Below are 21,084 nucleotides of genomic sequence, written 5' to 3' on the forward strand. Positions count from 1 at the left end.
GGATCACGCGCATGGTCGTCACGCGTCTTCAGACGCGCAGGGATGTCGTCCGTGGCGCCGCGGTCGTCGCGGCGACGACGTTGGCATGCCCGTCATTCGCGCAAGGCTCGGCGCGCGTCGCCGTGATCGGCGGCGGCTTTGGCGGCGCGGCCTGCGCGCGTGCACTGCGGCGGCTCGACCCAAAGCTTCAGGTCACGCTGATCGAGCCGAACAAGACGTTCACCGCGTGCCCGTTCAGCAATGAAGTGATCGCGGGCCTGCGCGAGCTCTCCGAGCAGCAATTCACCTACGACCGGACCGCGGCCGACGGCGTGGCTATCGTCGCGCAGGTCGCAGCGAAAGTCGATGCGCAAGCGCGCATGGTCGGACTTGCCGACGGCAGCACCCTCGCCTATGACCGGTTGGTGCTGGCGCCCGGCATCGACATGCATTTCGACGCGCTGCCCGGTTACGACGAGGCCACGTCGGCAAAAATGCCGCATGCCTGGAAGGCCGGCGAGCAGACCGCGCTGCTGCGCCGGCAGATCGAGGCGATGGACGATGGCGGCCTGGTCGTGATCGCCGTTCCGGCCGCGCCGTTGCGCTGCCCGCCGGCGCCCTATGAGCGCGCCAGCCTGATCGCGCACTATCTCAAGGCCAACAAGCCGCGTTCGAAGATCCTGGTCCTCGACGCCAAGGATAATTATTCACAGCAGAAGCTGTTCGAGAGCGCCTGGAAGGAGCTCTATCCCGGCATGATCGAGCGCATCGGATTGTCGCAGGGCGGGCGCGTGACGTCGGTCAACCTCGCCACCAACGAAATCGTTACCGACTTCGGCAACTACACCGCCGCCGTTGCCAACGTGATCCCGCCGCAGAAGGCCGGACGCATCGCCGAAATCGCCGGCGCCGCCGACCGCACCGGCTGGTGCCCGATCGATCCCGTCACCTTTGCCTCGAAGCTCGTTCCCAATATCCATGTCGTCGGTGATGCCGCCATCTCCGGCGGCATTCCGAAATCCGCCTCCGCGGCGAGCGCGCAAGGCAAGGCCTGCGCGGCTTCGATCGTGAATGCGCTTGCAGGAAAGCCGGCGGATACGCCGCGCCTCAATGGCGCCTGCTACAACACGGTGGCACCAGGCTATGCATTCTCGCTGCGCGGCATTTACCAGCCGAAGGATGATCAGTACGCCGAGGCGGAGGTGACGACCAGTCCGGTCGATGCGCCGCGCGAGCTGCGCCAGCGTGAGGCCGAGCAGGCGCTGGATTGGTTCAAGAGCATCACGGTGGACACGTTTGGCTAGGGTCGCAACCATCGCGTTGTTGGCCGCCGCGTGGCTCGCCGCGCCCTCGCCCGCCGCTGCGCAGGGCTTGCGGCCCGCCACCATCGCCGGCGACGCCATTCCCGAGCCGCTGACGGGAGCCAGAGGCGATGCAACGCGAGGACGCGCACTGGTTGTTGAGCGCTCCAGCACTTGCATCCTCTGCCACAGTGGCCCATTTCCCGAGCAGAAGTTCCAGGGCGACCTGGCGCCGAGCCTGTCCGGCAGCGGCAGCCGCTGGTCGGAAGGGCAGTTGCGGTTGCGGCTGGTGGACGCGTCACGCCTCAATGCCGCGACGATCATGCCGTCCTATTATCGCGTGGACGAGCTCAATCGCGTCGGCACTTCCTGGCGCGGCAAGCCGATCCTGTCGGCGGAACAGATCGAGGATATCGTGGCGTATCTGGTGACGCTGCGGGAGTAGGAAAACACCATGGCGAATTCGGACTACACCACACGCCGAACGTTCCTGGGTCTCGCCGGCGGCGCCGCTACGCTCGGCGCCGTGCCCGTCGTGATCGTGCGGCCGGCCGACGCAACCCCGGCCGTGCTGCTATCGGCGATCCGCAACGTGGTCGGTGAAGCCAATGTGCGGACCGGCAAGGTCAAGCTCGACATCCCGCCGCTGGTCGAGAACGGCAACACGGTGCCGATGACGGTGAGCGTCGCGAGCCCGATGACGGCGGACGAATACGTGAAGAGCATCCACGTCTTCAACGAGAGGAACCCGCAGCCGAACATCGGCAATTTCCACTTCGGTCCGCGCGCCGGCCGCGCCCAGGTGTCGACCCGCATCCGGCTGGCGGACAGCCAGAAGGTGGTTGCGATCGCACGGCTCTCTGACGACACCTTCTGGTCGACGACCGCCGACATCGTGGTGACGCTGGCCGCCTGCACTGAGGAGGTGATCTGATGCCCTCCGCCCTCATCAACGTGCCGGCCAGGGCCAGGCGCGGCGACGTCATCGAGATCAAGACGCTGATGTCGCACATCATGGAGACCGGCTATCGCCACACGGCGTCCGGCGAGGTGGTGCCGCGCGATATCATCACGAGCTTCATTTGCCGCTACAATGGCACCGAGATTTTCCGCGCTGATCTCTATCCGGCGATCGCCGCGAACCCGTTCATCACTTTCTTCACCACTGCGACCGAGAGCGGCAGGTTCGAGTTCGAATGGATCGGCGACAAGGGGTTTTCGGAGACCGCGTCGGCTTCGATCACGGTCGAATGAAGTTTGTCGGCTGCATTGCGCTTCTCGCGGCGATGGTGGACACAGCGGTTGCCGCCGATATCCCGCCGGCCGAGCGGCGGTCCGGCTACAGCTTCATGACATCAGATACCAAGGCGATGCAGGACGAGGACACCGCCAATCCAGGCATGCTCTGGGTTCTCGACGGCGAGGCGCTCTGGAAGCGCAAGGGCGGTGCAGCGGACAAGGCCTGTGCCGATTGCCACAATGATGCGCGCGTCAGCATGAAGGGCATGGCTGCGCATTATCCCGCCTTCGAGAAGGCGCTCGGCAAACCCGTCGATCTCGAAGGTCGCATCAACCTTTGCCGCACCAACCACCAGCAGGCAGCGCCGCTTGCCTACGAAAGCCGCGAGCTGCTCGCGTTGACGGCCTATGTCGCGCAGCAATCCCACGGCGCGCCGATCGAAGCCGGCGACGATCCGGAGCTCGCACCTTTCGTCGAGAAGGGACGCGAGGTGTTCACGCAGCGGCAGGGCCAGCTCAATCTCGGCTGCACGAACTGCCACGACGAAAACTGGGACAAGAAGCTCGCAGGGTCCGCGATCACGCAAGGACAGGCGACCGGCTACCCACTCTATCGGCTGGAGTGGCAGTCGCTCGGATCATTGCAACGGCGGCTGCGCGCCTGCATCACCGGCATTCGCGCGCAAGCCTACGACTACGGTTCGCCCGAATTGGTCGAACTGGAGCTCTATCTGATGTCACGGGCGCGCGGGATGAAGGTGGAGACGCCAGCGGTCAGGCCTTGATCCCCGGCTCTCATGGTGAGGAGATTTGTGGGCTCGGCTCTATGCCCGTCATTGCGAGCGAAGCGAAGCAATCCATTGTTCCCGGCTGTACCGGAAGATGGATTGCTTCGTCGCTATCGCTCCTCGCAATGACGGGCTGCATGCACTCACAGCCCATCAGGATGCGGGAGATAGAGCTTCAGGCGGGAAGCGTCAGCGTTCCGCGAACGCCTTTTCGACCACGAACTGCGCCGGCTCGCCGTGATTGCCCTCGACGAAGCCGCGGCCGTTGAGCAGCGTGCGGGTGTCGGCGACCAGCGCCGGCGAGCCGCAGATCATGACGCGGTCATGCGCGGGATCGAGCGCCGGCAGGCCGATGTCAGTGAACAGCTTGCCCGAGGTGATGAGGTCGGTGATGCGTCCGCGGTTGCGGAACGGATCGCGCGTCACGGTCGGGTAATAGATCAGCTGCTCGCGCACGAGCTCGCCGATCAGTTCGTCCTTCGGCAGCGTCTCGGTGATCATCTCGCCATAGGCGAGTTCTTTGACGCGGCGGCAGCCATGCAGCAGCACGACCTTCTCGTAACGATCGTAGGTCTCGGGATCCTTGATCACGCTGAGGAACGGGGCAAGCCCGGTGCCCGTGCCGACGAGGTAGAGGTTGCGGCCATCCTCGAGATTGTCGATCACGAGCGTGCCGGTGGCTTTGCGGCTGACGATGATCTCGTCGCCTTCCTTGAGATGCTGGAGACGCGAGGTGAGCGGGCCGTCCGGCACCTTGATCGAGAAGAATTCGAGCGTGTCCTCGTAATTCGCGCTGGCGACGCTGTAGGCCCGAAGCAGCGGCTTCTCGCCGACCTTGAGCCCTATCATCGTGAACTCGCCGTTGCGGAAGCGGAATGAGGGGTTGCGGGTGGTTCTGAAGGAGAACAGCGTGTCGGTCCAGTGGTGAACGCTGAGAACGCTTTCCTGGTTGAAATTGCTCATCGTCAGTTTCCTTGACGTGCAGGCCAGATTGGCGGCAAAATCATTTGTATACGATCGTTCGTATACAAATGAATAATCCAGCTTGATCCGGCCGTCAAGCCACGGGCAAAATGGTCGAAGAAGGCGTTGAACCAAAAGGAAAAACCATGGCGCACGATGCACCCCAGGCGACCGGCGCGAGCAAGCTGGTGATCCGCAATATCGGGCTGTTGCTGTCAGGGGCCCTGGAAAAGCCGATCCTCGATGCGGACACCATCGTCGCCGAGAACGGCAAGATCACAGCCATCGGCCGCCTCAAGGACGTCGATACCGAGGGCGCCACCACGATCGTCGATGCCAATGGCACGACGGTCGCCCCCGGCCTGATCGACAGCCACGTCCACCCGGTCGCCGGCGACTGGACACCGCGGCAGAACCAGAGCAGCTGGATCGACAGCTATCTGCATGGCGGCGTCACCACCATGATTTCCGCCGGCGAAGTCCACATGCCCGGCCGTCCCCGCGATGTCGTCGGGTTGAAGGCGATGGCTATCTTCGCGCAGCGCGCGTTCTGGACGCTGCGCCCCGGCGGCGTGAAGGTGCATGCCGGCGCGCCGGTGATCGAATGCGAGATGGTGGAGGACGACTTCAAGGAGATGGCCGCCGCCGGCGTCAAGCTGCTCGGCGAGGTCGGGCTCGGCGGCGTCAAGGACGGGCCGACTGCGCGCAAGATGGTCGGCTGGGCGCGCAAATACGGCATCCAGAGCACGATCCACACCGGCGGCCCCTCGATCCCCGGGTCCGGCCTGATCGACAAAGACGTGGTGCTGGAGGCCGACACCGACGTGGTCGGCCACATCAATGGCGGCCACACCGCGCTTCCCGACGACCAGATCCGCTGCATCTGCGAGGGCTGCAAGCGCGGGCTCGAGCTGGTTCACAACGGCAATGAACGCTCAGCACTGTTCACGCTGCGCACCGCGCGCGAAATGGGCGACCTGCATCGCGTCATCCTCGGCACCGACGCGCCTGCCGGCTCGGGCGTGCAGCCGCTCGGCATTTTGCGCATGGTCTCGATGCTGTCTTCGCTTGGCGAGCTGCCGGCCGAGCTCGCCTTCTGCCTCGCCACCGGCAACACCGCGCGGATGCGCGAGCTCGATTGCGGCCTGATCGAGGTCGGCCGCTCCGCCGATTTCGTGCTGATGGACAAGGCGCAGCATTCGCCCGGCAAGAACATCCTGGAGAGCGTCCAGCTCGGCGACCTCCCCGGCATCGGCATGACGATCATCGACGGCATCGTGCGGACGCAACGGAGCCGGAACACGCCGCCTGCAGGCAAGGTGCCGGAGATCGTGGCGAAGTAGCGCGCTAACAACCCGTCATCCTGAGGCGCGCGCGCAAACGTGCCTCGAAGGATGAACGGCCCGCGGCCAAGAGCCGGGCCGCCGCCCTTCGAGACGCGCGTTCCGCGCTCCTCGGAGTGACGGTGATAGAATTCGTGGGGCGGGCAGAGCGAGCGTGCCCACCATCGCGAGCACCACGCTGAAGGTGGGCACGGCGCATGCGCCTTTGCCCGCCCTACAAATTAGCGCAACTTGCCCAGCAGCGCCATCAACGTCTCGCGCTCCTTGGCGTCGAGCGGAGCCAGCGTTTCCTTCGAGATCGCGAGCGCGTTCGGAGCGGCTTTTTCCGCCAATTGCTGACCGGCGCGCGTCAGGCTGACGAGCAGGCGGCGGCCGTCGTCGGGATCGGGCGAGGTTTCCGTCAGGCCGCGCGCGGTGAGCCGGTCGATCACACCCTTGATGGTCGCGACGTCCATCGAGGTCAGCCGCCCGAGCTGGTTCTGCGAGCACGGCCCGGTTTCCTGCAGCTTGGCCAGCGCCGCCCACTGCGTCGGCGTCAGGTTGATGCCGATATCGCGCGCGAAGATCATGGCGTGGCGCTGCGACACCTGCCGCAGGATGAAGCCGATCTGCTCATCGAGCACGTAAGCCGGCTTGGCCGCCTTCGCGCTTCGCTTCGGTGTACCGTTCCTGGCCATAGTCCTCCGCCCTACAGCGACAGATGCGCGTCGCGGATATCCGGACGCGCGTCGAGCTCGGCCATCGTGCCGCCGAAGCAGATGCGGCCGCGCTCGATGATGTACGCGCGATCCGAGATCAGGCGCGCGAAATGCAGGTTCTGCTCAGACACCACGATACTGACGCCCTCCTTCTTCATCGCGAGGATCGCATCGACCATCTGCTCGACGATCTTCGGTGACAACCCTTCCGACGGCTCGTCGAGCAGCACCAGCGAGGGGTTGCCCATCAGCGTGCGGGCAATGGTCAGCATCTGCTGCTCGCCGCCGCTCATGCGACCGCCCGGACGTCCGCGCATCTCGCCGAGGTTCGGAAACAGCTTGAACAGCTTGTCGCGGTCCCATTGCGGCGCGCCTGCCCGCTTCGGCTGACGGCCGACCTCGAGATTCTCCTCGACCGTCAGATCCGTGAAGATGCGCCGCTCCTCCGGCACATAGCCGAGCCCGCCGCGTACGATCGCATGCGTCGGCTCGCGCGAGACATCCTTGCCCTCGAACACGATCTGGCCGGTGCGGTTCTCGACCAGGCCGACGATGGAGCGGAACGTCGTCGACTTGCCGGCGCCGTTGCGCCCCAACAGCGCCACCACCTCGCCCTCGCCGACCTCGAGCGCGATGTCGAACAGGATATGCGCCGGGCCGTAGAAGCTGTTGAGATTGTTCACTGCGAGCTTCATGCGTGGGCTCCCTCGCGGTGACGTGCGTCGTAGAGCAGGCCCTCGCCGAGATAGATGGCGCGGACCTGCGCGTTGCCGCGGACGTCCTCGGGCGAGCCCTCGGCGGCCAGGGCGCCGCGGTTCAGCACCAGGATGCGATCGGCATGCTCGAACACCACATCCATGTCATGCTCGGTGAACAGCACGCCGATCGCCTGCTCGCGGGCGATGCGCGCGGTCAGCCGCATCAGCTCGACGCGCTCGCGCGGCGCCATACCGGCGGTCGGCTCGTCCATCAGCAGCAATTTCGGCTGGTTGGCGAGCGCGATGGCAAGCTCGAGCCGCTTCAGGTCACCATAGGCGAGCTCGCCGCAGGGCCGCTCCGCATAGGCGCCCATGCCGACGAGATCAAGCAGGCGCCCGGCCTCGTCGCGCGCGTAGGTCCCGGTCGAGGTCCACAGATTGAACAATCGCCCGCCATGCGACACCAGCGCGACCTGCACGTTCTCGCGCACCGTCATGGTCGGGAATGTCGCGGTGATCTGGAAGGTGCGTCCCACGCCCATCCGCCAGATGACGCGGGGCTTCTTCCCCGTGGTTTCCGCGCCGAGCACGCGGATGCGGCCGGAGTCCGGGATGTTCTGGCCGTTGAGCATGTCGAAGCAGGTGCTCTTGCCCGCGCCGTTCGGCCCGATCAGCGCCAGGATCTCGCCGGCGCGCAGCTCGAACGAGACGCCACGCACGGCATGCACGCCGCCATAGGACTTGGTCAGGCCTTCGACCGACAGCAATGTGGAAACCATGCTCATTCGGCGGTCTCAATGCGGGAGGTGAGAAGCGACGAGTTCGACGACGAGCTCTTGCGTCGGCGATGCATGATCGCTTCCAGTGTGCCGACAATGCCTTTCGGGAAGGCGACGACGATCAGCACGACGAAGGCGCCGAGCACGAGCTTCGAGAGATCGGTCTGGCTGACCAGCCAGATGTTGAGGGCCTTGTAGACGATCGCGCCGATCACCGCGCCGGACACCGTCTCGACACCGCCGAGCAGCACCATCACCAGCGCATCGACCGAAAGCCCGATGCCCATGTTGTCGGGAAACACGCTGCCCTTGAGATAGGCGAACAGCGCGCCGGCGAGCCCGGCGACGGTTCCGGCGATCACGAAGGCGGTCCACTGGATGCGCTTGCCGTTGATGCCGATCGCCTCGCTCCGCAGCGGCGAATCCCGCGTGGCGCGCAGCGCAAAGCCGAACGGCGAGAACACCACGATTCGCAGGATCACGACCGCGAGCGCGGCGATGCCGAGCGACAGCCAGTAGAAATGCGATGGGCTTGCCGCCCAGCTCGAAGGCCAGACGCCGAGGATGCCGTTGTCGCCGCCGGTGACCGACACCCACTGGAAGGCGATCGACCAGACGATCTGCGCAAAGGCAAGCGTCAGCATCGCGAAATACACGCCGGAGAGCTGGACCGCGAAGAAGCCGAACACCGCGGCGCCGAGGAGCCCCAGCATCGGACCGAGCAGCAGCGATACGATCATCGGCAGCCCGGCCAGTTTGGCGAGGAAGGCGACACCATAAGCGCCGAGGCCGAAATAGGCGGCATGACCAAAGGAGGCGAGCCCGCCGACCGACATCAGGAAATGCAGGCTGACCGCGAAGATCACGAAGATCGCGATCTCCGATCCCACCGTCAGCGCGTAATTGCCGGCGAAGAACGGCAATGCGGCGGCCACGATCAGCGCCGCAAGCGCGGCGAACCGCTCGTTCATGGTGAGCGGCCGCCAAGGATTGACTGTCAGGCCCGGTGTACGGCGTGCCGGCGCCTCCGGCTTGCCGAATAGGCCCCAGGGGCGAACGATCAGGACCACTGCCATCACCAGGAACACCAGGATGATGGAGATCTTCGGGAAGATCAGGATGCCGAAGGCATTGAGCTCGGAGACCAGCACAGCGGCGACAAAGGCGCCGATGATGCTGCCGAGGCCGCCGATCACCACCACGACGAAGACTTCGACGATGATCCGCAGATCCATCGCGTGATTGACCGCATCGCGCGGAATCTGCAGCGCGCCGCCGAGCGCAGCGAGGAAGACGCCGAGCGCAAACACGCTGGTGAACAGCCATTTCTGGTTGACACCGAGCGCTGCGACCATGTCGCGGTCCTGCGTCGCGGCGCGGACCAGAATGCCCCAGCGCGTGCGCTGGAACAGAAGCCAGAGGATGCCGAGCACAACCGGCCCGAGCACGATCAGGAACAGATCGTAGCTCGGGATGTTCTGGCCGAAGAAATCGACCGCGCCCTTGAAGCCCGGCGCGCGGCGGCCGAGCAGATCGTCCGGTCCCCAGATCAGCACGACGAGGTCTTCGACCATCAGCGTGAGGCCGAAGGTCGCGAGCAACTGGAACAGTTCGGGTGAGTGATAGATGCGGCGCAGCAGCACCATCTCGACCAGCACGCCGATCACGGCGACGATCAGCGCCGCGGCGACGATGCCGCCCCAGAAGCCGAATGCGCCGCTGAAGCGCTCGGTCAGCGTGAAGGCGACATAGGCGCCGAGCATGTAGAATGCGCCGTGGGCAAAATTCACGATCCGCGTCACGCCGAAGATGATCGACAGGCCAGACGCGACCAGGAACAGCGACGCCGCGCTGGCAAGACCGGTCAGGAACTGGACGATGTAGAAAGCCATTGGCGGTCCGCGTTGGAGTTATCGCGTCGATTTCGATCGCCGCGTTGGTTTACTTCACCTCGCCCCGCTTGCGGGGAGAGGTCGAATTCAAGCGTTAGCTTGAATTCGGGTGAGGGGGACTCTCCGCGAGCGCGACTCGTGGAGGAAGCCCCTCACCCCTGCCCTCTCCCCGCAAGAGCGGGGCGAGGGAGAAGCAGCGTCAGTCCTTCGGCCGAAGCTTGTCGACCTCGGCGTCGCTCGGCAGGTAGTCCGAGCCCTTGCGATAGGCCGAATCCATCATCACGCCCTTGCCGTCCTTCAGCGCGGTCTTGCCGACGAAGGCGCCAAGCGTCGACTGGTGATCGATCTTGCGGAAGGTGATCTCGCCGAACGGCGACGGCACCGAGAGACCCTCGGTCGCGGCGATGAGCTTCTCCGGATCGGTCGAGTTCGCCTTAGCCAGGATCGCCGCCGCCGACTTGATGGTCTGGTAGCCGACGATCGAACCGAGCCGCGGATAGTCGTTGTACTTCCTCTGATAGGCCTTCAGGAACGCCTCATGCTCGGGCGTCTTGATCGAGTACCAGGGATAGCCGGTGACGATCCAGCCGTCCGGGGTCTCATCTTTCAGCGGATCGAGATATTCCGGCTCGCCGGTCAGGAAGCTCACCACCTTGCGGTCTTTGAACAGGCCGCGGGTGTTGCCCTCGCGCACGAGCTTGACGAGATCGGCGCCGAAGGTGACGTTGAGGATCGCTTCGGGGTTCGCGGCGGCAACCGCCTGCACCACCGGGCCCGCATCGATCTTGCCCTGCGGCGGCCACTGCTCGTCGACCCACTGGATATCGGGACGCTTCTCCGACATCAGCTTCTTGAACACCGCGACCGCCGACTGGCCATACTCGTAGTTCGGCGCAATCGTCGCCCAGCGCTTGGCGGGCAGCTTCGCCGCCTCTTCCACCAGCATCGCCGCCTGCATGTAGTTGGAGGGACGGAGCCGGAAGGTGTATCGGTTGCCCTTCGACCAGGTGATGGCGTCGGTCAGCGGCTCGGCCGCCAGGAAAAAGACCTTCTTCTGATTGGCAAAATCGCTGACGGCCAGGCCGATATTGGAGAGGAACGTGCCCGCGAGCATCGCGACGTTCTCGCTGGAGACCAGCTCGTTCGCCGCGGTCTGCGCATCCGCCGGCTTGCCGCCGTCGTCCTTGGAGACGACCACGAGCTTCTTGCCGTTGATGCCGCCGGCGGCGTTGACCTCTTCCACGGCGAGCTGCCAACCCTTGCGATAGGGCTCTGTGAATGCCGGTAGCAGCGAGTAGCTGTTGATCTCGCCGATCTTGATCTCGCCGCTCTGCGCCATGGCATTGCCGGCCATAGTCGCGACCGCGATCGCCAATCCCGCCCCTACAAGATAACCACACATCCCGTACCTCCAGTTTTTTGTCTCAAAGAGATTATCTCAAACCGTCTTCGCCCTTGATCTCGGCAACCGTCAGCCCGCCGACGCGCGGCAGCGGCCGTCCGCTGTCGGTCACGGCGACCGCGACCATGATCTCGTTGGCCCGCGGCGCATCGTTGATCTGCACCTCCATGCCGTCGAAGTGGCTGCGCACGAACGCCGCGTCCTTATGCCCGAGCGGAATATCCAGCGTGGTGCCCGGACCACTGCGCTTCTTCGACGAAGGGATCAGCGCTGCGCCCTTGCTCAAGACCTTGCGCACCGGTGCGCCCATCTTCGGATGCAAGATCGCGGCCGCGTGCTCCAGCTCGCCATTTTCGCCGACGGCTGCGGCCTTGCCGTAGGAGTGTGCTTTCGAGCCTTCGATGCCGAGCGCGGCGACTGCCCGCTTCGACAGCAATTCGCCGAGTTCCTCGCCAATCGCGATCAAGGGCGACAGATCCTCGACGTAGCGGCCGGCGAAGGGATTCTCGATCACGGCAATCGCAGCGGCCCGCCGCGTTGGCGGCGCGATCGTCTTGCCCATCTCCAGATGGGTCTCCTCGACCACGGTGACGATCTTGCGAATGACAGCGCTCATCTTGTCAGCCTCGCTCCCGGTCATGCATGCAGCATGCCTCTTGTTGTTGCTTGAAACGCGTGCGACGTCGGCGTCACCTGCCCAGTTGCACCGACAAGGCGCGTTTCGCCCAGTAGACGCAATGCCGCGCTCTCGATCAATCCCGACGTCATGAGGTCGCGCGTCCGTGCCGCACCTGCCTCCAGCGCCTTCTCGATCTCATCATCGGACAATTGCCCGACGTCGCGGGTCACCGGCCGCGCGCCGAGATCGCTGTCTGGCTGCAGCTCATTGGCAGGAACACGCAAAATGGCGGGATGGCCGGGCAGATCGACCGCATTGGCGATGATCGTCGCGGCCGCATCCGCTTGCGACGCGGTCCGCGCCAGCACGGTGACGGCGTCGGCAATGCCGAGCGAGAAACTGCGGCCGTGCCGGCCGCTGGTCGCAACTCCGCGCACCGGCATGTCGGCATCGACGATCATCGTCCGCATCACACCGTGCCGATCCGGCCGGTCCATCAGGCCGACGCTGAACTGCTCGCGATCGCCGAGATGCAGCGCAATGTCGCCGCCATTGTTGACATAGGCGCGCTGAAGCGGAGCCGCGCGCAGCATCGCGCCGAGAATCTCTTCCGCGACCGAGCCCGCCACCGCGGCCATCGGCGTGATGAAGCAGTCGGCGGCAAACGGCGCGACCGCCGCATACATGCGGCGTGCGACCACGCCTCGCAGCAAGCAGCGCGCCGGATCGGCTTCGCTGCGCAACAGAGGCAATTCCGTGCAGAGCTCATCGAGCAGGCCGGTGAAGCGCTGTGCCGCGGCCTCGTAGGCGGCGCGGACATCGGCCTCCCTGCCCTTGGCCTCGATGATCAAATCAATGGGACCGTCCTGCAAATGCAGCCGCTTGCCGTCAGGAAGAAGCGCGATTTGCGGGAGCCGGGTCATGCGCGCCGTTCCGGAATATGGGGCACCGGCCGAACCTCGGCGCTGTCTCGCAGCGAGGACAGCGGCCGGACATAGTCCATATGGCCGCCGAGCGCCGCATAATCGGACAGCTTCATCGTGAACTCGATCGGCGCGACCAATGCAGGCGTCGGCACGTAGCCGAAGGCGCCGGCCGGCATCTGCGTGACGTCGACCATGAAGGTGATGCCGCCGCCCGGCCAGACATAGACAGGTGCACCGCCGCTGGTCACCCGCGTCAGCGCATCCTTCACCGAGCGCGTCAGCCGCACCGGATTGTCGGTGACGCCGGCGCGCAGCGATCCGCCCGCGCCGCCCATGAACAGCACCGTGCACAGCGCCGGCTCGCAATTCTCCTGGATGCGCTCGACGGAAAACTTCAGGTCGGCCGGCATCTCGGTCTCGACCGGCGCCAGCGTCTCGTCGAGCACGTAGTAGGACGCATGTTCGCCGGTGGTCGAGACCATCAGCATGGTAAGCCCTGCTCGCGCCTCCTTCGGGTTGAAGGGACCGAGGATCGACAGCGGATCGGAGATGTTGGTACCGCCCCACCCCGTGCCGGGATCGGCGACCTGGAAATAGCGGCCGGGCGTCGAGCGCCGGCCCTTCATCTTGATGCCGGTGTCGGCGATGTCGAGCAGCTTGCCGGCCTGGTGCTCGCTCAGCACGCCGGTGATGTGGTCGTCGACGACCACGACCTCATCGACCTTGCCATGCCACTGCTTGGCGAACATGCCGATGGTCGCCGAGCCGCAGCCGACCCGCATGCGCTCCTCCGCCACACCGTTGACGATTGGCGGCTTGCCGGCCTGCACCACTACCGTGGCGCCGCCGTCGATGGTCAGCTCGACTGCCTTGCAGTTGGAGAGATCCATCAGCGTGTCGCAGGTGACGCGCCCTTCCTTCTTCGAGCCGCCGGTCAGGTGATGCACGCCGCCAAGCGACAGCATCTGCGAGCCATATTCGCTGGTCGTGACGTGGCCGACCGCCTCGCCCTGCGCGCGGACCGTCGCCGTCTCGGGCCCGAGATAGCGATCGGTGTCGATCTTCACCTTGACGCCGCAATACGAGAAGATGCCCTCGGTCACGACCGTGACCATGTCGACGCCGTCGACCTCCGACGACACGATGAAGGGCGCGGGCTTGTAGTCCGGATAGGTGGTGCCGGCGCCGATCGCGGTGACGAAGAGATCGGGCTGGCGCACGATCTTGCCGTCCCAGTCGCCGCTCACCTGGAACGGCACGAGCTTGCCGCCATGCGAGACGGTGCGCTCCAGCACGACGTGCGGATCGACGCGGACCAGCGTGCCGTCATGGTTGGCGTAGCGGTCGCAGGCGCCGGCCGCGCCCGGCTTGATGTAGCACATCACCGGACAGGCATCGCAGCGGATCTTGTCGCCGGCGGCGACGGTCATTGTGTCAGCCATCGTGACCAAGCCTGGACTTGTGGCGGCCGTCGATCATAATTTGTTTCCTGCCACCTGCACATATCGTTCGTATACGAATGATCCTGCGCGCAGGCTTGAAACCTGTCAAGCGCCGTTCGCGCGCAAAAACGGCCGCTGCCGAATAAAACCTCATTTGCCTCGCCGCCTTGTTCATAAAGCGGGCACACGCTGCGGCGCGGCACGCCGCCGCTTGCACGTTTGTATACAAACGTTATCCTCGCCAGCGGTTTGGCGCCGACGTTGCGGCGCAAAACACGAGGGGAGAACACCAGCAATGCGCCTGACCGTGAACGGCAGGAACCACGATGTCGACGCCGCTCCCGACACCGCATTGCTTTATGTGCTGCGCAACGATCTCGCATTGAACGGACCGAAATACGGCTGCGGCCTCGGCGAGTGCGGCGCCTGTGCCGTGCTGATCGACGGCGTCGCGGCGCGGTCCTGCGTGATTCCGATCGAAGGCTGCGAGGGACGTGACATCGTAACGCTCGAAGGCCTCGGCACGCGCGAGCATCCCGATCCGGTGCAGGATGCCTTCATCCAGGAGCAGGCCGCGCAATGCGGCTACTGCCTCAACGGCATGATCATCACCACCAAGGCACTGCTTGTGCGCAACCCCAAGCCCTCGGAGCGCGAGGTGCTGGAGGCGCTGCGCTACAATCTCTGCCGCTGCGGCGCACATATCGAGATCATCCGCGCGGCGATGCGCGCCGCCGGCCATGCGCTCGAGGCGCGCGATTGATGGCGGCGTCAGGAACTCCAGAGCAACGCCCGCGCGGCTCGCTGTCGGTCGTTCGCCCGTCGATCTTGGGCGCGGAGGGCACGTTCGAGACCTTTATCCAGATCACGGCCGACGGTTCGGTGAACGCCTATAACGGCCACGTCGATCTCGGCACCGGCATCCGCACCGCGCTCGGCCAGATCGTCGCCGAAGAACTCGACGTCTCCTTTGCCCGCGTCGTCGTGGTGCTCGGCGACACCGCCGTCGTTCCGAACCAGGGCGCAACCATCGCCAGTGAGACGATCCAGATCACCGCCGTGCCGCTGCGCAAGGCCGCCGCGCAGGCGCGGCAGTATCTCGTGGCGCGCGCGGCGGAGCGGCTCGAACTTCCGGCCGACGATCTCACGATCGAAGACGGCCTGCTCCGCGGCAAGGACAATCGCAGCGTCAGCTATGGCGAGCTGATCAGTGGCGAGACCATCCGGCTCGAACTGGCCGACGACGTTGCCGTGAAGGCGGTCAGCGCTTACGCGATCGTCGGCACGTCCCAGCCGCGTGTCGATCTGCCGGCGAAAGCGACCGGCGAACTGGTCTACGTTCACGACGTGCGGGTATCAGGAATGCTGCACGGCCGTGTCGTCCGTCCGCCCTATGCCGGCGTCGACGCAGGTCCGTTCGTCGGCACCAGCCTCGTCGCGATCGATGACGCCTCGGTGCGCGACATCCCCGGCCTCGTCGCGGTGGTCAGGATCGGGGATTTCGTCGGCGTCGTCGCCGAGCGCGAGGAGAACGCGATCAAGGCCGCGGCGCAGCTCAAGGTCACCTGGAAGCCGGGGCCGACGCTGACCGATCTCGGCAACATCGAGAAGGCGTTGCGCGCCAATCCCTCGATACCGCGCCAACTGATCGACAAGGGCGACGTCGATGCAGCGCTCAAGACGGCCGCAAGGCCAATGCAGCGGACCTATGTCTGGCCCTACCAGATGCACGGCTCGATCGGCCCGTCCTGCGCGGTCGCCGATTTTCAGGATGGCGCCATCCGGGTCTGGTCCGGCACCCAGAACCCGCACATCCTGCGCGGCGATCTTGCGCTTCTGATCGAGCGTCCGGAGACCGAGATCGATGTTGTCAGGATGGAGGCCGCCGGTTGCTACGGCCGCAACTGCGCCGACGACGTCACCGCCGATGCGCTCTTGCTGTCGCGCGCCGTCGGCCGTCCGGTGCGCGTCCAGCTCACCCGCGAGCAGGAACACGCGTGGGAGCCGAAGGGCACCGCGCAGCTGATGGATGTCAATGGTGGGCTCAACGCCGACGGCAGCGTCGCGGCCTACGACTTTGCGACGCGCTATCCGTCGAACGGCGCGCCGACGCTGGCGTTGCTGCTCACCGGACGCATCGCGCCCGAACCGGCCGTGTTCGAGATGGGCGATCGCACCGCGATCCCGCCCTATGACTACGAAAACCTGCGCGTCGTCGCCAACGACATGCCGCCGATCGTACGCGCGTCCTGGTTTCGCGGCGTCTCGGCGTTGCCGAACACGTTTGCGCATGAATCCTATATCGACGAGCTCGCGGCCGAGGCCGAGGTCGATCCGATCGAGTACCGGCTGCGTTACCTCAAGGACCAGCGCGCGATCGACCTCGTCAACGCGGTCGCCGAGCGCGCCGGCTGGAAGCCGCGCCCGGTGCGGCAGGCACCGGAGGCGGAAGGCGACATCGTCCGCGGCCGCGGCTTTGCCTATGCGCTCTACGTCCACAGCAAGTTTCCAGGCTACGGCGCGGCGTGGTCGGCCTGGATCGCCGACGTCGCAGTGAACAAGACGACCGGCGACGTCAGCGTGACGCGCGTCGTCGCAGGGCAGGATTCCGGGCTGATGATCAATCCGGAGGGCGTGCGGCACCAGATCGAAGGCAACGTCATCCAGTCGACCAGCCGCGCGCTGATGGAGGAAGTGTCCTTCGAGCGCGGCGCGGTGACGGCACGGGAATGGGGCGCCTACCCCATCATCACATTCCCCGACGTGCCCAAGATCGACGTGTTGATGCTGCCCCGGCAGGACCAGCCGCCGCTCGGCGTCGGCGAGTCCGCTTCCGTGCCGAGCGCCGCCGCGATCGCGAACGCGATCTATGACGCGACCGGCGTGCGCTTTCGCGAACTGCCATTCACGCCGGAACGGATCCTGAAGGGACTGCGCGACGAACAGCCGCCGGCGCCGACGCCGCTTCCGTCGCCCGCACCGACACCTGCGCTCGACCGGTGGCAAAATCCGTTCCGCAAGCGCGGCGGCATCGCTGCCGGCATCGCAGCCGTTTGCGCGGCGGCTATCGGCATCGGCGCGGCCATGCTGCCCTGGCGCGCGATCGCGCCGATCGCCCGTCCCGATGCATCGGTCTACTCCGCCGCGACGGTCGCGCGCGGCAAGGAGCTCGCCGCACTCGGCGATTGCGCCGTCTGCCATACCGCGATCAACGGCATCGTGAACGCCGGCGGCCGGCCATTGGAAACGCCGTTCGGCACGATCCATTCCACCAACATCACGCCCGATGTCGATACCGGCATCGGCGCGTGGTCCTATCCAGCCTTCGAGCGCGCGATGCGCGAAGGCATCCACCGCGACGGACGGCATCTCTATCCGGTATTTCCCTACACGCACTTCGCGAAGGCCACCGATGCCGACCTGCAGGCGCTCTATGCCTATCTGATGGCGCAATCACCGGTGCGCGCCGAGACGCCGAAGAACGAGCTGGCATTTCCCTTCAACCTGCGGCCGCTGCTCGCAGGATGGAACGCGCTGTTCCATCAGCCCAATGCATTCAAGCCTGACCCGACGAAATCCGAGATCTGGAATCGCGGCGCCTACCTGATCGAGGGCCTCGGCCATTGCAGCGCCTGCCATTCGCCGCGCAATGCGCTCGGCGCGGAGAGGCAGGGCGCCTATCTCGCCGGCGGATTTGCCGAGGGCTGGGAGGCGCCGGCGCTGACGTCGCTGTCGCGCGCGCCGATCCCCTGGAGCGAGGACGAGCTCTACGCCTATCTCCGCACCGGCGAATCCCGCTTTCACGGTGTCGCGGCAGGCCCCATGGCGCCCGTCGTGAAGGAGCTCGCCGTGCTGCCCGATCGGGATATCCGCGCGATGGCGGTCTATCTCGCCTCGTTCAACGATGCCGCCGTCGACCGGCCAACCCAGCAGGCGTTGGCCGCCAGGCTCGAAGCCAGCACTGCCGTGACGATCGCCGCTTCGCCCGGCGGGCGCATCTACCGGGGCGCCTGCGCTGTGTGCCACGAGGTCGGCGGACCGCCCTTGTTCGGCAGCCGCCCGTCGCTGGCGCTCAATAGCAATCTGCACAGTGCGGTCCCTGACAATCTGATCCAGGTGATCCTGCATGGCATCACCAAGCCGGCGGTGACCGATCTCGGCTACATGCCGGCCTTCAGGGACAGCATGACCGACGGCCAGGTCGCCGAGCTCGTCTCCTATCTCAGGCGGCAATTTGCCCCCGACAAGCCTGTTTGGACCGATGTCGCCGCAACGGTCGGCCGTATCCGGCAGAACATAGCGCGCTGAGCTGCCATGTTCCGGCTGAAACCCACTGGGCGGGCGGCTTCCGGCACGGTACAGTTCCCGCATGACGGTTACAGATATTGCAACCCGCACCTACAATCACGGCTGGCGGCTCGATCCGATCGTGCGCAGCCTGCTCGATACCGATTTCTATAAGCTGTTGATGTTGCAGATGATCCGGGAATGCTACCCGGACACCCGCACGACTTTTTCAGTGATCAACCGCTCGACCCATATCAAGCTTGCCGAGGTCATCGACGAGGGCGAGCTGCGCGCCCAGCTCGACCATGCCCGGACCATCCGCTTCGCCAAGAAGGAGCTGATCTGGCTCGCCGGTAATACGTTCTACGGCAAGACGCAGATGTTCTCGCCCGATTTCATCAACTGGCTGTCCACCTTCCGCCTCCCCGAATACGAGCTGAACAAGGTCGACGGGCAGTATGAACTCCATTTCCACGGCCCCTGGACCCACACCACCATGTGGGAGATTCCGGCGCTCGCGATCCTCAACGAACTGCGCTCGCGCGCGGCGACCAAGGAATACGGCCGATTCGCGCTCGACGTGCTCTACGCCCGTGCGAAAGCAAAACTGTGGTCCAAGGTCGAGCGGCTGCGCAAGCTGGAGGGCCTGCGCCTGTCCGATTTCGGCACGCGCCGCCGCCACGGCTTCCTCTGGCAACGCTGGTGCGTCGAGGCGGTGAAGGAAGGTCTCGGCTCCTCCTTTACCGGCACGTCGAACGTGTTGCTCGCGATGGACAACGACCTCGAGGCGATCGGCACCAACGCGCATGAATTGCCGATGGTGGCCGCAGCACTTGCCAATTCCGACGAAGAGCTGCGCTGGGCGCCCTATCGCATCCTCGACCAGTGGCGCCATACCTATGGCGGCAACCTCTTGATCGCGCTGCCCGACGCTTTCGGCACCAAACCGTTCCTGCGCGACGCGCCGGAATGGGTGGCGGACTGGACCGGCTTTCGCCCCGACAGCGCGCCGCCGATCACGGCCGGCGAAGAGATCATCAAGTGGTGGAAGCAGAAGGGTCGCGATCCTAAGGAGAAGCTGCTGGTGTTCTCCGACGCCATGGACGTCGGCTCGATCGAGGAGACGTTCCGGCATTTCAAGGGCCGCGTCCGCGTCAGCTTCGGCTGGGGCACCAACCTCACCAATGATTTCGTCGGCTGCGCGCCGGATGGTTCCGCCGAACTCGATCCGATCTCGATCGTCTGCAAGGTAACCTCGGTCGACGGCCGGCCGGCCGTCAAACTCTCCGACAACCCGGAGAAAGCCACCGGCATCCCCTCCGAGGTCGACCGTTATCTGCGCGTGTTCGGCAATGTCGGCCGCGTTCGCACCGCAGTTCACGTCTAAACCCGCGCGTAAATTCCTTTTACCGACTGACCCGACGAGCTCCGCATGCCCGCACCCAAGCCGCCTGCCTTCGAAACCTTGAGCCTGCATGCCGGGCAGCGTCCCGATCCCGCCACAGGCTCGCGCGCGGTTCCGATCTATCAGACGACGTCCTACGTCTTTCAGGACGCCGACCACGCCGCCGCGCTGTTCAACCTCGAACGCTCGGGCCACATTTACACACGCATTTCGAACCCCACGACCGCCGTGCTGGAGGAGCGCATCGCCGCGCTCGAATGCGGCGTCGGCGCGATCTGCACTGCAAGCGGCATGGCCGCGATGCATCTGGCCATCGCGACGCTGCTCAACGCCGGCGACCACATCGTCGCCTCCGCCTCGCTCTATGGCGGCACCATCAACCTCCTGGCGCACACGCTGCCGCGCTTCGGCATCACCACGACCTTCGTGAAGCCGCGTGCGCTCGACGACTTCCGCGCCGCGATCAAGCCGAACACGCGGCTCATCATCGGCGAGACCATCGGCAATCCCGCCCTCGAAGTGCTGGATATCCCCGCGGTCGCGCAGATCGCGCATGACGCGAAGATTCCGCTCCTGATCGACAACACCTTTGCGACGCCCTATCTGAGCCAGCCGATCGAGCTCGGCGCCGACATCGTGATGAACTCGGCGACCAAGTGGATGGGCGGCCATGGCATCGCGATCGGCGGCGTCATCGTCGACGGCGGACGGTTCGACTGGCATGCGTCGGCCAAGTTCCCGCAACTGACCGAGCCCTATGCCGGCTATCACGGCATCGTCTTCGACGAGCAGTTCGGCAAGGCCGCCTTCATCATGCGCGCCCGCACCGAAGGCCTGCGCGACTTCGGCGCCTGCCTGTCGCCGACCAACGCCTTCCAGCTCCTGCAGGGGATCGAGACGCTCGGCGTCCGCATGGACCGCCACATGAGCAACACGCATTCCGTGCTGGACTTCCTCGCCACCAACAAGGCCGTCGACTGGGTGCTGCATCCGTCGCTGGAAAGCCACCCCGACTACGCCCTCGCCAAGAAGCTCTTGCCGCGCGGCGCCGGGTCGATCGTCAGCTTCGGCATCAAGGGCGGCCGCACCGCCGGCAAGAAGTTCATCGAGTCGTTGAAGCTGATCAGCCATCTCGCCAATGTCGGCGACGCCAAGACGCTGGTGATCCACCCCGCCAGCACTACGCATCAACAGATGGACGTCGAGCAGCTCCAGGCCGCCGGCATCGGCGAGGAGCTGGTGCGGCTCTCGGTCGGCATCGAAACAATCAACGACATCATCGACGATCTCGGCCAGGCGCTGCGCGCCTCGCAAAGGACTTGA

Annotated in this window: 19 protein-coding genes; 10 read left to right on the forward strand and 9 right to left on the reverse strand. The window is 65.5% G+C overall.

Features of this window, described 5'->3' with window-relative positions:
* The first annotated feature begins 11 nt into the window (after positions 1–11).
* Genes ACFFWD_RS12465 through soxA form a run of 5 tightly spaced genes read left to right on the forward strand, consistent with a single transcriptional unit; the run spans position 12 to position 3,304 of the window.
* On the forward strand, positions 12–1,283 hold the full coding sequence (locus ACFFWD_RS12465; RefSeq protein WP_376965378.1) for an FCSD flavin-binding domain-containing protein: 1,272 nt from the start codon (positions 12–14) through the stop codon (positions 1,281–1,283).
* Entirely contained in the window at positions 1,276–1,725 is a 450-nt protein-coding gene (gene soxX, locus ACFFWD_RS12470; protein WP_376965380.1) for a sulfur oxidation c-type cytochrome SoxX, read from the forward strand. The genes ACFFWD_RS12465 and soxX overlap by 8 nt, the downstream gene beginning before the upstream one ends.
* Positions 1,726–1,734: 9 nt before the next feature.
* Positions 1,735–2,214, forward strand: coding sequence for a SoxY-related AACIE arm protein (locus tag ACFFWD_RS12475; RefSeq protein ID WP_376965382.1), 480 nt, complete (start codon positions 1,735–1,737; stop codon positions 2,212–2,214).
* The gene (soxZ, locus tag ACFFWD_RS12480) at positions 2,214–2,534 is read left to right on the forward strand and encodes a thiosulfate oxidation carrier complex protein SoxZ (protein WP_376965384.1); all 321 of its coding nucleotides are present in this window, start codon (positions 2,214–2,216) and stop codon (positions 2,532–2,534) included. The genes ACFFWD_RS12475 and soxZ overlap by 1 nt, the downstream gene beginning before the upstream one ends.
* The gene (soxA, locus tag ACFFWD_RS12485) at positions 2,531–3,304 is read left to right on the forward strand and encodes a sulfur oxidation c-type cytochrome SoxA (protein WP_376965386.1); all 774 of its coding nucleotides are present in this window, start codon (positions 2,531–2,533) and stop codon (positions 3,302–3,304) included. The genes soxZ and soxA overlap by 4 nt, the downstream gene beginning before the upstream one ends.
* A 192-nt stretch (positions 3,305–3,496) precedes the next feature.
* On the opposite strand, the gene ACFFWD_RS12490 is transcribed toward soxA, so the two are convergent.
* Positions 3,497–4,270 carry a ferredoxin--NADP reductase gene (locus ACFFWD_RS12490; protein WP_376965388.1) on the reverse strand — a complete coding sequence of 258 codons (774 nt, stop codon included), beginning with the start codon at positions 4,268–4,270 and terminating at the stop codon, positions 3,497–3,499.
* 146 nt (positions 4,271–4,416) lie between these two features.
* On the opposite strand from ACFFWD_RS12490, the gene ACFFWD_RS12495 reads away from it, so the two are divergent.
* Positions 4,417–5,613, forward strand: coding sequence for an amidohydrolase family protein (locus ACFFWD_RS12495; RefSeq protein ID WP_376965390.1), 1,197 nt, complete (start codon positions 4,417–4,419; stop codon positions 5,611–5,613).
* Positions 5,614–5,834: 221 nt separating this feature from the next.
* Here the strand turns inward: ACFFWD_RS12495 and ACFFWD_RS12500 are convergent, their stop codons facing one another.
* The 8 genes from ACFFWD_RS12500 to ACFFWD_RS12535 form a co-directional block, all read right to left on the reverse strand.
* Positions 5,835–6,290, reverse strand: coding sequence for a MarR family winged helix-turn-helix transcriptional regulator (locus ACFFWD_RS12500; RefSeq protein WP_376965392.1), 456 nt, complete (start codon positions 6,288–6,290; stop codon positions 5,835–5,837).
* Between the two features lie 11 nt (positions 6,291–6,301).
* The gene (locus ACFFWD_RS12505; protein ID WP_376965394.1) at positions 6,302–7,006 is read right to left on the reverse strand and encodes an ABC transporter ATP-binding protein; all 705 of its coding nucleotides are present in this window, start codon (positions 7,004–7,006) and stop codon (positions 6,302–6,304) included.
* Positions 7,003–7,794, reverse strand: coding sequence for an ABC transporter ATP-binding protein (locus ACFFWD_RS12510; protein ID WP_376965396.1), 792 nt, complete (start codon positions 7,792–7,794; stop codon positions 7,003–7,005). Before ACFFWD_RS12510 ends, ACFFWD_RS12505 begins: the two co-directional genes overlap by 4 nt.
* Entirely contained in the window at positions 7,791–9,680 is a 1,890-nt protein-coding gene (locus ACFFWD_RS12515; RefSeq protein WP_376965398.1) for an ABC transporter permease, read from the reverse strand. Before ACFFWD_RS12515 ends, ACFFWD_RS12510 begins: the two co-directional genes overlap by 4 nt.
* Positions 9,681–9,879: 199 nt before the next feature.
* The gene (locus ACFFWD_RS12520; RefSeq protein WP_376965400.1) at positions 9,880–11,082 is read right to left on the reverse strand and encodes an ABC transporter substrate-binding protein; all 1,203 of its coding nucleotides are present in this window, start codon (positions 11,080–11,082) and stop codon (positions 9,880–9,882) included.
* Between the two features lie 31 nt (positions 11,083–11,113).
* Positions 11,114–11,698: an amino acid synthesis family protein gene (locus ACFFWD_RS12525; protein WP_376965402.1), complete on the reverse strand. Its 585-nt coding sequence runs from the start codon at positions 11,696–11,698 to the stop codon at positions 11,114–11,116.
* Positions 11,699–11,718: 20 nt separating this feature from the next.
* Positions 11,719–12,624, reverse strand: a complete 906-nt coding sequence (locus ACFFWD_RS12530) for a UPF0280 family protein (RefSeq protein ID WP_376965403.1) — start codon at positions 12,622–12,624, stop codon at positions 11,719–11,721.
* Entirely contained in the window at positions 12,621–14,069 is a 1,449-nt protein-coding gene (locus ACFFWD_RS12535) for a 6-hydroxynicotinate reductase (RefSeq protein ID WP_376965405.1), read from the reverse strand. The genes ACFFWD_RS12530 and ACFFWD_RS12535 overlap by 4 nt, the downstream gene beginning before the upstream one ends.
* A gap of 295 nt (positions 14,070–14,364) precedes the next feature.
* Between ACFFWD_RS12535 and ACFFWD_RS12540 the strand changes: the two genes are divergently transcribed.
* The 4 genes from ACFFWD_RS12540 to ACFFWD_RS12555 all read left to right on the forward strand — a co-directional run bounded on the left by ACFFWD_RS12540 (position 14,365) and on the right by ACFFWD_RS12555 (position 21,084).
* Positions 14,365–14,832: a (2Fe-2S)-binding protein gene (locus ACFFWD_RS12540; RefSeq protein WP_376965407.1), complete on the forward strand. Its 468-nt coding sequence runs from the start codon at positions 14,365–14,367 to the stop codon at positions 14,830–14,832.
* Positions 14,832–18,377, forward strand: a complete 3,546-nt coding sequence (locus ACFFWD_RS12545; RefSeq protein WP_376965409.1) for a molybdopterin cofactor-binding domain-containing protein — start codon at positions 14,832–14,834, stop codon at positions 18,375–18,377. The genes ACFFWD_RS12540 and ACFFWD_RS12545 overlap by 1 nt, the downstream gene beginning before the upstream one ends.
* Positions 18,378–18,438: 61 nt before the next feature.
* Positions 18,439–19,743: a nicotinate phosphoribosyltransferase gene (gene pncB / locus ACFFWD_RS12550; RefSeq protein WP_376965411.1), complete on the forward strand. Its 1,305-nt coding sequence runs from the start codon at positions 18,439–18,441 to the stop codon at positions 19,741–19,743.
* Between the two features lie 45 nt (positions 19,744–19,788).
* Positions 19,789–21,084 (forward strand): O-acetylhomoserine aminocarboxypropyltransferase, encoded by a 1,296-nt coding sequence (locus tag ACFFWD_RS12555; RefSeq protein WP_376965413.1) that lies wholly within the window; start codon positions 19,789–19,791, stop codon positions 21,082–21,084.

This window comes from Bradyrhizobium erythrophlei, assembly GCF_042430365.1.
Lineage (GTDB): Bacteria > Pseudomonadota > Alphaproteobacteria > Rhizobiales > Xanthobacteraceae > Bradyrhizobium > Bradyrhizobium erythrophlei.